11 protein-coding genes are annotated in these 14,375 nt (G+C 32.5%); 10 read left to right on the forward strand and 1 reads right to left on the reverse strand.

Annotated features, from left to right (window positions below):
- Nucleotides 1–36: 36 nt before the first annotated feature.
- Both DFQ09_RS05495 and bshA read left to right on the forward strand, forming a co-directional pair.
- The gene (locus DFQ09_RS05495; RefSeq protein WP_115808978.1) at nucleotides 37–2,994 is read left to right on the forward strand and encodes a glycoside hydrolase family 3 N-terminal domain-containing protein; all 2,958 of its coding nucleotides are present in this window, start codon (nucleotides 37–39) and stop codon (nucleotides 2,992–2,994) included.
- A 180-nt stretch (nucleotides 2,995–3,174) separates the two neighbouring features.
- Nucleotides 3,175–4,314, forward strand: a complete 1,140-nt coding sequence (gene bshA / locus DFQ09_RS05500; protein WP_115808652.1) for an N-acetyl-alpha-D-glucosaminyl L-malate synthase BshA — start codon at nucleotides 3,175–3,177, stop codon at nucleotides 4,312–4,314.
- A gap of 80 nt (nucleotides 4,315–4,394) precedes the next feature.
- On the opposite strand, the gene DFQ09_RS05505 is transcribed toward bshA, so the two are convergent.
- Entirely contained in the window at nucleotides 4,395–4,916 is a 522-nt protein-coding gene (locus DFQ09_RS05505; protein WP_115808653.1) for a DUF7935 family protein, read from the reverse strand.
- A 336-nt stretch (nucleotides 4,917–5,252) separates the two neighbouring features.
- On the opposite strand from DFQ09_RS05505, the gene DFQ09_RS05510 reads away from it, so the two are divergent.
- The 8 genes from DFQ09_RS05510 (at nucleotide 5,253) to DFQ09_RS05545 (ending at nucleotide 14,305) form a co-directional block, all read left to right on the forward strand.
- Nucleotides 5,253–5,693 carry a hypothetical protein gene (locus DFQ09_RS05510; RefSeq protein WP_115808654.1) on the forward strand — a complete coding sequence of 147 codons (441 nt, stop codon included), beginning with the start codon at nucleotides 5,253–5,255 and terminating at the stop codon, nucleotides 5,691–5,693.
- Nucleotides 5,694–5,704: 11 nt separating this feature from the next.
- Nucleotides 5,705–6,370 (forward strand): hypothetical protein, encoded by a 666-nt coding sequence (locus tag DFQ09_RS05515; RefSeq protein WP_115808655.1) that lies wholly within the window; start codon nucleotides 5,705–5,707, stop codon nucleotides 6,368–6,370.
- A 9-nt stretch (nucleotides 6,371–6,379) separates the two neighbouring features.
- Nucleotides 6,380–6,925, forward strand: a complete 546-nt coding sequence (locus tag DFQ09_RS05520) for a hypothetical protein (protein WP_147298326.1) — start codon at nucleotides 6,380–6,382, stop codon at nucleotides 6,923–6,925.
- 107 nt (nucleotides 6,926–7,032) lie between these two features.
- Nucleotides 7,033–8,073, forward strand: a complete 1,041-nt coding sequence (locus DFQ09_RS05525) for an LVIVD repeat-containing protein (RefSeq protein ID WP_115808657.1) — start codon at nucleotides 7,033–7,035, stop codon at nucleotides 8,071–8,073.
- A gap of 27 nt (nucleotides 8,074–8,100) precedes the next feature.
- Complete coding sequence (locus DFQ09_RS05530) at nucleotides 8,101–8,697, forward strand: hypothetical protein (RefSeq protein WP_147298327.1); 597 nt, start codon at nucleotides 8,101–8,103, stop codon at nucleotides 8,695–8,697.
- A 244-nt stretch (nucleotides 8,698–8,941) separates the two neighbouring features.
- Nucleotides 8,942–10,648 (forward strand): T9SS type A sorting domain-containing protein, encoded by a 1,707-nt coding sequence (locus DFQ09_RS05535; protein ID WP_115808659.1) that lies wholly within the window; start codon nucleotides 8,942–8,944, stop codon nucleotides 10,646–10,648.
- Between the two features lie 55 nt (nucleotides 10,649–10,703).
- The gene (locus tag DFQ09_RS05540) at nucleotides 10,704–13,565 is read left to right on the forward strand and encodes a sensor histidine kinase (RefSeq protein ID WP_115808660.1); all 2,862 of its coding nucleotides are present in this window, start codon (nucleotides 10,704–10,706) and stop codon (nucleotides 13,563–13,565) included.
- Nucleotides 13,562–14,305: a LytR/AlgR family response regulator transcription factor gene (locus tag DFQ09_RS05545; RefSeq protein WP_245940312.1), complete on the forward strand. Its 744-nt coding sequence runs from the start codon at nucleotides 13,562–13,564 to the stop codon at nucleotides 14,303–14,305. Before DFQ09_RS05540 ends, DFQ09_RS05545 begins: the two co-directional genes overlap by 4 nt.
- Nucleotides 14,306–14,375: the final 70 nt, after the last annotated feature.

The raw sequence follows: 14,375 nt of genomic DNA on the forward strand, positions 1-14,375 counted from the left end.
TTATGTGTTCAACCTATAAACGATAAAAGATTGCTAATGCGTTACTTTGCCCTTATTTTTATATGTACTTGTTTTCAATTTAATTTTGGGCAAGACCTTTCTAAAAATCCTTTACTATCTAAGGATCCTATTCAACAACAGAAATGGGTAGATAGTTTATACAATTCAATGTCTGTTGAGGAAAAAATAGGACAACTATTTATGGTTCAGGTGTTTTCTGATAAAGGAAAAGCACATGAAAATAAGATTGCTAAGCTAATTACCGGTCAGCATATTGGTGGTCTAATTTATTCTAACGGAGGACCTGTTCGTCAAGCCAAATTAAATAACGAATTACAAGCTGGTTCTAAAATTCCATTGTTAATAGGAATGGATGCAGAATGGGGTTTGAGCATGCGTTTAGATTCTACATACGCGTTTCCATGGAATATGACCCTTGGCGCAATTACAGATAATAAGTTGGTAGAACAAGCCGGACGACAAATTGGTGAACACTGTAAACGCTTAGGTGTGCATTTTAATTTTGCGCCTGCTGTAGATATTAATACCAATCCTAAAAACCCTATTATAGGTAACCGATCTTTTGGTGAGGATAGAGATAATGTTACCGAAAAAGGCCTGGCATTTATGAAAGGTATGCAAAGTGCTGGGACATTAGCAAATGCTAAACATTTTCCGGGACATGGAGATACAGAAGACGATTCACATTTAAAATTGCCAACTATTAATTTTAGTGCAAAACGTATTGATTCTATTGAGTTATATCCTTATAGAAAGCTTATAAAAGAAGGTTTGTCTAGTGTTATGGTAGCGCATTTAAATGTGCCAAGTTTAGAATCACGAAGAGATTTTCCATCGTCACTGTCAAAACATATCGTTACAGATATTCTAAAAGATAGTTTAGGATTTAATGGGTTGATCTTTACAGATGCCTTAACAATGAAAGGGGCAGCTGATTATGTTGAAAATGATGTGGATGGTTCAAACGTAAAAAGTTTAATACAAGGCGGAGAGATTGATTTGATGGCCTTTTTAGCCGGAAATGACGTGATGCTAATGTCTGAAGATCCGGAAAAAGGTATTGCTAAATTTGTTGAAGCATTTACTAATGGTACTATAACTGAAGAACGATTAGCGCATTCGGTTAAGAAAATATTGATGGCCAAATATAAAGTAGGTTTACATAATTACTCTCCAATTGGAATTTACGATTTAGTCGAAGATCTGAATAGGTTAAAAGATGATCTGCTCTATGAAGAACTCATGGAAAATGCCATTACAGTGGTTAAGAATACAAATGAATTATTGCCACTGCGTGATTTAGAAACAAAGAAAATTGCCTATGTAGCATTAGGAGATGACGATGGTTCTGTATTTTTAGACGAGTTAAAAAAATATACCAAAGTCCACGAGATTAAAGCAGACAAATTAGATGAAGTCATTTCTAAACTTCAAAATTATAATACCGTAGTTGTAGGTTTTCATAGATCGAATGCCAACCCTTGGAAGAGTTTTGAATTTTCACAAAAGGAATTGGCATGGTTATATGAAATTGCAAGAACCAATACTGTTGTTCTAGACGTGTTTGCTAGGCCATATGCGTTGAATGATTTGCTAACTGTAGAAAATATTGATGGGATTGTAATGAGTTATCAGAATAGTAAAATAGCTCAAGAGAAATCAGCCCAACTTCTTTTTGGTGCAGTAGAAGCAAAAGGTAAATTACCTGTAAGTACAGGACCATTTTTCCCTGTTGGAACAGGTGAAGTTTATAATTCTTTATTGAGCTTAAGTTACGGTTTACCAGAGCGTGTAGGCATGGATTCTAAATTACTAAGCCGAATAGATTCAGTTGCTCACCGTGCTATTGATGGTAAAATGACACCAGGAATTCAACTTATAGTCGCCCGAAAAGGAAAAGTGATTTACAATAAGAATTTTGGATATCATACCTATGAGAAGAAAGAGGTGGTAAAGTTTGATGATCTTTATGATGTCGCATCATTGACAAAAATATTAGCGACATTACCGGTTTTAATGGAGTTAGAGGAGCAAGGTTCAGTATCCTTAGATGATAGATTGGGAGATTTAATTCCTGAGTACAAAAACACGAATAAGAAAAATGTAACACTTAAAAAAATGTTATCTCACTATGCGCAACTTAAGCCATGGATTCCATTTTACTATGCAACTTTAGATTCGGTAACTAAAAAGCCAGATCCAAAATATTATAGAAAAACACGTACAAAAGGCTTCACCGTAGAAGTTACCAATACACTTTTTATGCGAGATGATTACAAAGATTCTATTCAAAAAGTGATACGTGATAGTGATTTATTATCTAGCTTAAGATACCGTTATAGCGATTTACCGTATTATATTCTTAAAGGTTATCTCGAAGATTTTTACGATAAACCATTAAGTGAAATTACGGAAGATCGTTTTTATAAATCTTTAGGTGCCAATTATACAACGTATAACCCACGAACCAAATTCAGCTTAAAAAATATAGTACCAACAGAAATCGACGATTACTATCGATTTAAAAAGGTACACGGTTATGTGCATGATATGGGGGCTGCGATGCAAGATGGTATCGGTGGACATGCAGGTATTTTTAGTAATGCCAATGACGTTGCCAAAATAATGCAGATGTATTTACAAAAAGGCTTCTATGGAGGTAAACGTTATCTTAAAAGTGAAACGGTAGATAAGTTTAATTATTGTTATTATTGTGGCAGTAGTAATAGGCGAGGTATCGGATTTGATAAACCTCAACTAGGTGAAGAAGGTCCAACTTGTGGTTGTTTATCTATGACTAGTTTTGGGCATTCAGGTTTTACAGGGACGTATGCTTGGGCTGATCCTGAAGAAGAAATAGTTTATGTGTTTTTAGCCAATAGAACGTATCCAGAAGCTGGTAAAAATCTATTATTAAGAGAAAATATTAGAACAGATATTCAGCGTTTAATCTACGAAGCTATAATCGATTAGTATTTTTTCGAAGTTAAATACGATTGGCGTTGTAAGGACTTCTGCAAATGCTAGACTATTTTAGATATCGTATTTAGGTTGTTGTTTTGAATTAGCATCGCCGAGATACAAGTTAATATGTACTTAAAGTTAATAGCCAATAATAGAAAATCTATTAACTTTAAAAATTAAAAGGTTTACATGAAAATTGGAATAGTTTGTTACCCAACATTTGGAGGAAGTGGCGTTGTAGCTACAGAATTAGGCTTAGAGCTTTCAAAACGTGGTCACGAGATTCACTTTATAACTTATAGCCAACCTGTACGTTTAGAATTGTTGAGTAATAATGTTCATTTTCACGAGGTTCACGTTCCAGAATATCCTCTTTTTCTTTATCAGCCATATGAGCTTGCTTTGTCGAGCAAGTTAGTCGATATGGTAAAGTTGCATGGTATTGAATTATTACACGTACATTATGCCATTCCTCATGCGTATGCGGCCTATATGGCGCAACAAATGTTAAAAGATGAAGGTATTTTTGTGCCTATCGTAACTACGTTGCACGGTACTGATATTACATTAGTTGGTAGTCATCCATTTTATAAACCCGCTGTAACCTTTAGTATCAATAAATCTAACGCAGTAACATCCGTTTCAGAAAGTTTGAAGAAAGATACCATGCGCTTGTTTGATATAAAACGAGAGATTCATGTGGTGCCTAATTTTATAGATTTAGAAAAGCATACGCATAGTTTTACGGATTGTCAGCGCGCCATGATGGCAGATGATGATGAACGCATTATAACCCACATTAGTAACTTTAGGGAAGTCAAGCGAATCCCAGATGTGATTAAGATTTTTTATAATATTCAAAAGGAATTACCAGCAAAGTTAATGATGGTTGGGGAAGGTCCAGAAAAAGAAGCAGCAGAGCAATTAGTTGAAGAATTAGGGATAAGTGATCGTGTTATTTTCGTAGGAAACAGTAATGAAATCGATCGTATTTTGTGTTTCAGTGATTTATTTTTGTTACCATCGCAAACCGAAAGTTTTGGTTTAGTTGCACTTGAGGCAATGGCAAGTAGCGTACCTGTAATATCTACAAATACAGGTGGATTGCCAGAGGTTAATGAAGATGGTTTTTCAGGCTATTTGAGTGAGGTTAATGCGATTAAAGATATGTCTAAAAATGCTATAAAAATATTGTCAGATATCGATACCTTAAATCAGTTTAAAGCCAACGCAAAAGTACAATCTCAGAAATTTGACTTGCACAATATTGTACCGATGTACGAGAAAATATATGAAGACACCTTGAAAGAATTTTTAGTGATGAACTAAACGTCATTGATTTACTTATAAAACTAAAAAAGTCTTCCTATTGGGAAGACTTTTTTAGTTTATGCTTAGCACCTTTTGTTTTACCACATTTCACTAACCTCTTGTTTTATATATGCTAAAGCCGCATTACTTGGTGCTGGTTTATCCATAAGTTCGGTTAAAACAACCTCTCTAAGTTTGTCAGCTGTATCTGTTGATTCTTGCATGGCAGCTTTTCTAATCAATTGAATAGTTGCATTTTTTGCAGCTAATGTAATAGACCAACATTGGTCGCTTACATAAATCTGTTGCGATAAGTTATGTTCTAATTCTTGTTCTATAGTTGCAATAAGTAAGCTTTCATAATCTGTTTTATTAGAAGACGTAGGGTGAACTCTCGTTAAAAGTTTTGAAGGTGCCACGCGCTCTAAGAAAAGCGATATACGTTCGTAAGCTTGTAAGCGTAATGGAAAGCTTTCTTTTTGCAAATCTTTCTGCAATAAAAAGCGTCTTCTACTATTTTCATTTTCTACATGTTGCTTAAAAAAATAGTAAGCCACTGCACCAACGATAGCAGCAGGAGCAATGCTGAAAAGTAACTCGATAATTTTATCAATATCCATAGTATAAATTTAGAATACAAACTTAAAACCTTTAAGTCTATTGCACAAACAAAACCGCTAATTGAATGAAGGCTGTCTTTCATTGAATGAAGTCGCTTTTAGGGTATATGGTAACGTGCAGTTTATAGTGTACGGCTTATTTTGCATAAGCTATTGACTTTTATGTCGTGAAAAATATCTAATCGTTTTTGATTGCTTACACGACATAATCTTTTTTAAAATAATTCAAAAAAAGAAAGAATTAGAGGGTAACAATTTTAGTAGCTACTTGATATAACCTCGAACGTCAGTTTTCAACGAGTTAACTGAATTATAAAAAACTAAAATATAATAATTATGAAATCAATTTTAAAAACAATTTTATTACTAGCAATTACACTTACTTTATTTAACTGTGATAATGATGATGGTAATGCACCAAACATAAGTGTTTGTAGTTATGAAGGACTTACAGCAGAATTACAAGGAATACTAACTTTAATACCAGCATCAGATTTGGTTACGGATTATTTTCCAAATAATGATGGACCAGGTATTGGAGCGTATGAAGTGAATCAAATTAGCAATATGGGAGGCACGTTCGTTGTCACAAAAGCGGTTACTAATGGTGCTGTAGATTCAGATCCTGAAATTAAAATTAATGATATAAACTATTCTGGTGTTGTGACTTGCCAAAGAGCAGGAAGTGCTGTAGGTGATGAGATTCGATTAGATATTGTACTAGCTTCAGGAGAGGAAGTAGAATTATGTGTTGTAATTGATTATGTAACTCCTTAAAAAAGTAGATTATGAAATTAGGAATAAACACCTTATTAATACTAGTTGTTGCTCTTGCTTTTTTTAATTGTGATAATAACGATGATGCGACGTCAGCAGCAGCAACAGATGGATTTACAATAAATTCAACGTTTCACGAAACTGTAAATGCATACGTCACTATAGATCAATTAGACAGCAATGCAGATGGTAATCCTGATCATTACAACTTTATGTTTACTGATGGAAGAATCACAGATTCTTTTGGAGATGTAGGTCTCGGATATGCGTATGCCTATTCGGTTAGTACCACTTCAAAATTGGCTTTAATAAAAGTATCGGTAGATGATAATCCAAGTTTAGGTTCGGGTTTAATTTCGACAGGTAATACGTATGTCGGCTCTAGTTTAAGTACTGGTGTACCTAATTACTCAGCAGATTCTTTAATCGCTTATGATGGAGTGGTTTCCTCTTCTTTCGGAACAGAAAATGGAATCGATTATGGTCACCTTCCAGAAACAAGTGGAGTTTGGTATACTGTAGGAACTATAGGACCGACGGTGATCATAAATGCAATAAACATTGATAGCAATGTGCCATCAAATAGCACAATCGATGTAGACTATACGTTTTTAGCTTCAGATGGCACCTCTATTACAGGGCATTACGAAGGCACTTTAGGAATAATATTAGATTAAAACAATACTATGAAGTCATTTTTTAAATCAATGCTGTTAATGGCATTAGCACTCTTGAGTTTTAGCTGTAGTAGTGACGACGATACAATTACACCAACCTTAAATACGAGTGAGTATTTTAAATATTCAATAAATAATGGTCCTGACCGTATTTTCGATGCTTACGCTAGAGGACGGTATGAGCCAAATCCCAATTCTACGTTTGAGAAATTTTATTTTAGAGCAGGTGCGGCAACGGCAGATGGTTCGACTGTTATAGTTGATGCCGATTTTACGTTTCAAGATTTTACGTCATTTACTAATACGACTAATTTTAATTGGGGAGTATCGGATGGTCTAACAGCTAATTTTTATTTCACAGAATTAACTCCGGGTCATACATTTTTGTCTAGCTGGACGGTCATGCCAAGTAATCCTATTGTGTGCACAATTACCGTACACCCAGTAAATGTAGGAGACTATATAGAATTTACTTTTCAAGGTGATTTTTTACTAGCGACAGATAACTCTGTTCAAGGATCAATAGTAGGAGAGGGTAGAGTGTTAAGAGAATAAGTGATTCAAATAAATAATAAAAATTATGAAACGCGCATGTTAAAATCATTACTAACAAAGATCTGATTAATAACGAACAGCATGTGACCTTCGAAAAAAATAAACACATGAAAACATATATAAAAACAATAGTGTCAACATTAGTCGTGTTATTGGCTTTTAGTTGTAGTGATAATAGCTCTTCAAGCGGTTCTGGAAGCACAATAAATGCGGAGTATGCCTATATCACAGATGGTACAGATTTAAAAATTATTGATATTACGGTACCAACCGCACCAACTTTAGTAAATAGTATTGCGGTAAATACGTCTTACTTTGTAAGTGTATCTCCAGATGTGGCATATGTTGCTCAGTATGATGCGACCGAACCTTATTTAAGTATCGTAGATATTAGTAATGTAGCGGCACCAATTATTCAGGCAGAGATTCAAAAAAGTAATACACTTGCTTTTAGTTTATTAAGTGATATGTACACGGTTAATAATGTGGCTTATTTAACAGATGTTTATAGAGGTTTACATGTTGTAGATATCGCTAGTTTTAACTTTACTAGTCAATTAAATTCTGGTGGAGATGCTATGAGTCTTACAAAGGTTCAAAATGAATTATTTGTTATAGATCAAGCTAACGGTTTACATTCTTACGATGTTACAACACCTGGAACTCCTACAGCAACAGGAACAACAAATACAACAGATATTGATACGGCTTCTTATGGTGATGCCCCTTTTGGTCAGTATCATTCTTGGGTTGAAACCGATGGAACTTATCTTTTCGTTGCCAATACAATAGATAAGAAAATAAAACAATTCGATGCTGCAACACTTACGTTAGTTAACGAAGTTAATATAGAGGGTTATCCTACAGCTTTCGCAATTCACAATGGTAATGCTTATGTAACCATGAAAGCAAGTGCAAATGCACCGTTGCAAAATAGTTCTGATAGTGTTAGAATGTATGATTTGGCAACCCTCTCCTTACAAGATATGAAAATATTATCAAGATCAAGTGGTGTAGCATTAAATGGGAATTACGCTTATGTAACAGATGCAGATGGACTTCATATTTATGATATCAGTGGAAATGATTTTGTATTAGAATCTTCCTTAGGAACTGGTTTCGGAAATTTTATAGCACTCGGACAATAACTAATTTAACCTAAATAAATAATTATTATGAAAATAATTATAAAAACGTTTTTAATCCTATTAACAATTACAATGTTTAGTTGTAATAGTGATGATGATCAAAACACAACACTTAATGGTTGTGATGAGAGTTATGTGTCTACAGAAATGACACATACGTTTTCTACAGCAAATGGTTATACAAACCTAACGGCGGCAAAACCATTAGAGGTTCACCATTATGCTATGCGAATACTCGAAGACGGAGTAATATGTAGTATTGGGTACCAAAACCCAACAAATTACACTGGTACTTATACTATTAAAATAACAAATAATAATAATGGTTTTATTTATGAAGATGTTTTGTCTTTTTCTCAAACAGAATTGGAATATCATACGATTTCTCAAGTTTTAAATGTTGAGGCAGGCGATTTCATTAGTGTCTGGAGGACAATAACCCCAGGATACACGGATATAAATCAAGCTAATGGGACTATCATTAATAAAATGGATAATTCCGCCTTTACATTCCCTATAACAGGTGTTAATGTAAAGTTTTTAAGCTCAAGTTTTGAAGGTGGTGGATCGGCAGAGTATGATACAGCCATTCCGCATATAGCTTTAGGTTTTAATGCTGATTAGAAATTGAAATATATCAATATTCATGTAGGTAATACATTTTTAAAGTAACATGAAGCTTTAAGATAAAGATATTATAAGAGTAGAGCTGTTCTGTCTGGGATTCCAGTTTTCAGAAGCAATACAATTATATAATAACATTAAAAAAAGAATAGAGTTATGAATCTAGCATGTTATTACTATTAAGTACTCACTAGTCATTAATAGTAATAACATCTGATTGTAATAAATTATAAAATATACACCTATGAAAACAAAAATACTATTATTGGCTTTTTTTAGTCTAGCCATATCAGCATATTCGCAAAATACTTATGTACCAGACGATAATTTTGAAAATTATCTCGAAACACACAATACTAGTGGTAATGTCGTTGCCGTTGGTGACCCAACGAGTTTGGGAAATGGAATTGCTAATGACGACTATGTAACTACGGCAAAAATCAATACAATAGGTTATTTGGATGTTAGCAATCAAGGGATTTCAGATTTAACAGGTATTGAAAGCTTTACAGCGTTACAATCGCTTAATTGTGGGTATAATCAATTAACAGACTTAAATGTGACACAAAATTCCGCTTTATTAGTATTAAGATGCTATCATAATCAATTAACCGGTTTAAATGTGAGTTTTAATTATTATTTGGAAACTTTAGAATGTAATGATAATGAGATAGTTACTTTAGATTTTTCTCAGAATTATCCTTTGTCATATGTATCTTGCTACAATAATCAAATAATAGGTCTCGATTTTTCACAAAATATAGCTTTATATACATTATTAGCTTATAATAATCAATTATACAGTTTAATCATGAAGAATGTAAACAATGTAGCTATTTCAAATTTTAATGTGCTAAACAATCCATACTTAACGTGTATTGAAGTAGATGATGAAGATTGGAGTACTGCTAATTGGCTAAACGTTGATGCTACAGCTGTTTATAGTGAGGATTGTGCTCATGTCGGGTTAACCTACGTTCCAGATGATAATTTTGAGAATTACTTAGAAACGCATGATGCTGCTGGTACTATTGTATCTGTTGGAGATTCTAACAGTATGGGTAATGGAGTAGCAGGAGATGATTATGTGACTACAGCTTCTATAGATTCCGTAATTAACTTGGATGTTACGTCGCAAGCTATTTTAGATCTAACAGGAATTGAAGATTTTGATGCTTTGGAAAATTTACGTAGTGTTAATAACCAGTTAACTAGTGTTGATTTAACTCAAAATATTTTATTAAAAAAATTATATTTAAATAATAATCAATTGGCGAATTTAGATGTGTCTCAAAACATCCTTTTAGAATATTTAGATATAAGTTCTAATGAGATAAGCACTATAGATGTGACTCAAAATATAGATCTTGACCATTTTTATATAACTAATAACCCAATAACAACTATAGATGTGTCACAGAATATAGCGTTAGAATATTTTCACTGTAATAGTACTGAGTTAACGAGCTTAGATTTAACTCAAAATATAGTTTTATTTAGACTTTATTGTCAAAATAATTCTCTGACTAGTTTAAATATGAGAAACGGGAACAATAGTAATTTAAACGGTCAATTCTTTAATTCTTCTAACAACCCTTACCTAACAAGTATAGAAGTAGATGATGCCGTGTACTCTGCAACAAACTGGACAAACAAAGATAATGCATCAACATTTGTAAATAACCAAACAGAATGCGCAGCATTAAGTACTTCAGAGTTTACGCAGATCGATTTTAATGTCTTCCCTAATCCTGTAAAGCATGAATTAACGGTCTCAATAACTAATGAAGCTAGTTATAGTTTAATAACAGTAAGTGGACAGGTGATTAAAAATGGACAACTTCAATCAGGAGAGAATACTTTAAATGTATCTAGCTTCTCTAATGGTTTATACTTTTTACAAGTAAAAACAGAAAAAGGGATTTCAACTAAAAAAATAATCAAAGATTAAATTTACACTTATATTTAGCCTTCATTCAACTAAGAAATAAAGACAACTAATTTTATTGAAACATAACAAACTCCATATCACAATCTATTTACTTCTGATATGGAGTTTTTCTTTTGCACAACAATATACCAATTACGCTACAAAAGACGGTTTACCTAGTAATCACGTCTATACTATTATGCAAGATGCTAAAGGCTTTATGTGGTTTTTAACCGATAAAGGCATGGTGCGCTATAATGGTAAAACGTTTAAAACCTTTACCACAAAACAGGGTTTACCAAACAACGATGTATGGGACGCTTTCCCCACGCCAGATGGTAAAATTTGGTACCTGTCTAAATCAACGCATTTAGGATATATTGAGAACGACAGTGTGTTATCTTTTCCTAATGAAAAAGAAGAAGAAACGATAAACCCTATTTATTCTATACAGTTAAATAATGATGTATATCCTGCAGGACCAAAAAAGATTTATGCGTTAAAAGATAAGGTTTGGAGAAGTTTTGAAGTTCAAACAGAAAACAAAACACGAGAGGATTATACCACTGTTTTTAATGATAAAGTAGCTTATTTAGGTATAACGTTTAATGACGAAAGCCTGAAGGCTTACGATAAGAATTTCAATGTTTTAGCTAAGAGGCCTACTAAAGGTATCATCAATAATAATAGCACTCGAGGCCAGATAAGTGATAGCTTATATTTTTGGGTTTCAGAAAAATCATATAGTATTTTAAATTTAAAGACACTTGCTTTAGAAAGTTTTAAATTTATAGATGAAGTTGGTATTGAAACCTTAAAATATCCTAGGATTAATCTAGTGGGAAATTCGATTCAAATTTCCGGAGACCGTTTTGTAGGTACATTTAATACCGACTTTCATATTGTAAATCCTTTTTTCTTTCCACCAGAGTTAAATGCGCATTTTGGGTTTATAGACCAACAGAATACCATTTGGTTGGCGACGTTTACTAACGGAGTTTATAAATTACCTTACATAAATAAAAATATAGTTTACCGGTTTAATAATGAGAAAGTTCAAAACTTAAATCTTATAAATAATGACTTATTTGCAAGTGTTTATAATAAAGGGTTCTTCAAATACAACCCTATAGATAAAACTTTTGACCCTTATATAGCTTCTGATGATTATAATTTTGGTGGAGTTTATATTGATAGCCTTAAGCGTTCGTATTTCTTAAAAAATTCTGGTATTATTTCCGAAGGAGAAGGAAAAAGAGAGGACATCAACTTTAATAAAAACGCAAAATTATCACGTCATATAAACTCATTTGTAAAGAAACTCGCCTTTTTTAAGTCCAAATTATATGGTATTTATTCTTTTGGAATTTTTAAACTAGATGCTAAAACATTCAATATAGAGAAAGATATCATCTTAAAAGGATCTAATGATTTCTTAGTTTTTAATTCTCGATTAATCATAGCAACGAATAATGGTTTAAAAGAATTAGAAAACGATGCCATAAAAAAAATAGATTTCAAGGAAGTCGTTTTTAATAAACCCGTATTAAGTATTAAAGCCATCTCAGAAACCAAAATTTTAATTAATACGGATGGTTTTGGTAGTTATATTTCAGATTTAAATACGATAAAGCCTTTAGAGAATTCTGAGTTTTTAATTGTTCAACATGCTTTTATACAAGAAAATGCTATTTGGCTAGCAACCAATTCTGGCGTATTGTATTATACCAAAATCAACAATACATATAAGTTAGTTAGAACGTACAATAGTAATGATGGGTTGCCAAATAACAACGTGAACACAGTCAATGTTATTAATGAAGATTTAATTGTTGGAACAAATAATGGATTAGCAATTGTACCCATTAATCAAACTAGAAAAGACTTATTAATAGATCTCTTTATTACCGAAGCAACCTATAACAAACAACCAATATCCGAAAACAATGTTTCTTTTAATTATGCAACTAACAATGCGGTGAACTTTAAGTTTGAAAGTATTGATTATTCTGAAGATCAATTAAAAAACGGTGACTATTTATATAAGTTAGAACCGCTGCAAACCAATTGGATAAACACACCAATTAACTCGGTGAATTATAACAACCTTCAACCTGGAGATTATGTTTTTCAAGTATATAATAAATCAATTTCAAAAAAAATAAGTTTTAAAATAAAGGCTTTATGGTGGCAAACGTTTTGGTTCAAAACCGTTGTTGTATTATTAGGTATTTGTCTAGTGGCATTAATATCTATATTCTTTGTGAAACGATCACAGTTTAAAAAGAATCAAAAGATTTTTGAAGATAAACGTCTTATTGAGTTGCAATTAAAAGCGTTGCGGTCACAGATGAATCCGCATTTTGTGTTTAATTCCTTAGCAGCGATTCAATATTATATCAATGAAAATGATTTTGAAGCATCCGAAATGTATTTGGTTAAATTCTCGAAATTGATTCGGCAATTTTTTGAGCTTTCAAAAGAAAATGAAATATCATTAGCAGCCGAAATTGATTTACTACAGAGTTACCTAGAAATTGAGAAACTTCGTTTTAAAGAAAAATTAAACTTTAAGATTAATGTGGATGACGATTTATATACGGAAAGCACAAAAGTACCAACCATGATATTGCAACCCATTATTGAGAATGCCATAAACCACGGCATATTTAATAAGGAAGATAATGGGGAAGTTATTGTTAATTTTAAAAAAGGACAAAATCAGACCTTAATAGTAGAAATTATAGACGATGGAGTGGGATTTGTAAATACCAATAAAAGTCAAAATGGAAAGATTAAGTCGTCTAATGTGCTAAAAGATAGACTTCATTTTTTAAACAATTCTAAAAAATGGAATATCTCTTATGCCGAAGAAGAAGTATTTCCAGATCATTTCGAAAAAGGAAATAAGTCAACTTTTATAATTCAAAAACTATGATAGATCAGATAACAGCAGTAATAGTTGATGATGAAATTACCAATATAAAAGGCTTACAGAAAAAAATCAAAAAACTGTTTCCTAATATTCAGATCATTGGCACTTATCAAAAACCAGAATTAGCTATTAGTGCGATAAAAGAACTGCAACCACAGCTCGTTTTTCTAGACATACAAATGCCTAGAATTAATGGTTTTGAGCTTTTAGAAGCTTTAGAGTTGATCAATTTTCAGGTGATATTTGTAACGGCTTTTAGCGAATATGCCATAAAAGCATTTAAGCAGAATGCTATCGATTATATATTAAAACCAATAGATGATTCCGATTTAAAAAGTGCAGTTCATAAAGCTTTAGAAGCGATTGAATCTCAGAATTCTGTAGAGCAAAACACAAAGCTTTTGCAATTGATCTCAACTATGGTAACCGATAATAATAAACTGATTGTGCCAACTGCCAAAGGTTTATCTTTTATTCCACAAGATGAGGTTCTACATATTGAAGGTTACGAAGGTTACACCAAAATCCACCTAGAAGATAGTACCACATTACTAAGTTCTTATAACTTAGGTAAGTTTGCTAAAATGGTATCTTCTGATTTTTTTAAAAGTCATAAGTCGCACATTGTTAACCTCAATAAAGTGAGGCATTTTGAAAACGAAGGCTATCTCGTTTTAGAAAATAAAGAACGTGTTCCGATTTCTAGAGCTAATAAAAAAGCGTTTCTAGAGCTATTTAATTAAAGCTGTACTTCAAAATATTACTGAAACGGAATGCAATCTCAATGCGTTGATTAAGAAGTTTCAATAATAA

Source organism: Winogradskyella pacifica, assembly GCF_003386275.1.
GTDB lineage: Bacteria > Bacteroidota > Bacteroidia > Flavobacteriales > Flavobacteriaceae > Winogradskyella > Winogradskyella pacifica.

Bases quoted from the DNA above. Each gene is read 5' to 3' on its own strand.
- DFQ09_RS05530 (WP_147298327.1), top strand. From the start codon at position 8,101: ATGAAAATAATTATAAAAACGTTTTTAATCCTATTAACAATTACAATG.
- DFQ09_RS05525 (WP_115808657.1), top strand. From the start codon at position 7,033: ATGAAAACATATATAAAAACAATAGTGTCAACATTAGTCGTGTTATTG.
- DFQ09_RS05495 (WP_115808978.1), top strand. From the start codon at position 37: ATGCGTTACTTTGCCCTTATTTTTATATGTACTTGTTTTCAATTTAAT.
- DFQ09_RS05510 (WP_115808654.1), top strand. From the start codon at position 5,253: ATGAAATCAATTTTAAAAACAATTTTATTACTAGCAATTACACTTACT.
- DFQ09_RS05505 (WP_115808653.1), bottom strand. From the start codon at position 4,916: ATGGATATTGATAAAATTATCGAGTTACTTTTCAGCATTGCTCCTGCT.
- DFQ09_RS05535 (WP_115808659.1), top strand. From the start codon at position 8,942: ATGAAAACAAAAATACTATTATTGGCTTTTTTTAGTCTAGCCATATCA.
- bshA (WP_115808652.1), top strand. From the start codon at position 3,175: ATGAAAATTGGAATAGTTTGTTACCCAACATTTGGAGGAAGTGGCGTT.
- DFQ09_RS05515 (WP_115808655.1), top strand. From the start codon at position 5,705: ATGAAATTAGGAATAAACACCTTATTAATACTAGTTGTTGCTCTTGCT.
- DFQ09_RS05545 (WP_245940312.1), top strand. From the start codon at position 13,562: ATGATAGATCAGATAACAGCAGTAATAGTTGATGATGAAATTACCAAT.
- DFQ09_RS05520 (WP_147298326.1), top strand. From the start codon at position 6,380: ATGAAGTCATTTTTTAAATCAATGCTGTTAATGGCATTAGCACTCTTG.